Here is a 385-nt window from a genome sequence, read left to right on the forward strand (position 1 = left end):
AGCACAATGACCATGGTATGGCGCTTGGCGGCTTGCGCGATCGCATCGGTCGCGGGCCCCGGCACCACGACGGCGTTGTCGTAGAGCTGGATATGCTCGGCGCCGCTCAGCACCGGCGGGCGGACGAAGGAGAAGTACGGATACCAGGGAACCAGCGTCTCCGGAAACACGGCGAACTGGACGCGCTTGCCGGCTGCCTCCGCGATGGAAGCCAGGATCCGATCGACGGTTCCACCCGGCGTCTCCAGATCGGGCGCAATCTGGATCGCCGCAGCCTTGACGATGCGCTTCGCTGTCACGGTTTCCTCCGTCGTCCGCTCGCTCGGCTGCGGTCAGAGCGTCCAGGTGTGGAGCATGAAGGCGTTGTCGTTGCGGTGGATCAGGA

General features: G+C 65.5%; 1 protein-coding gene. It reads right to left on the minus strand.

Features of this window, described 5'->3' with window-relative positions; genetic code table 11:
• The coding region (locus I6F36_RS39410) for a nitrilase-related carbon-nitrogen hydrolase (protein WP_346656722.1) at window positions 1–299 on the minus strand (299 nt) is incomplete at its 3' end.
• Window positions 300–385 lie beyond the last annotated feature (86 nt).

This window comes from Bradyrhizobium sp. BRP19 (genome assembly GCF_020194195.1).
GTDB classification, from domain to species: Bacteria; Pseudomonadota; Alphaproteobacteria; order Rhizobiales; family Xanthobacteraceae; genus Bradyrhizobium; species Bradyrhizobium yuanmingense.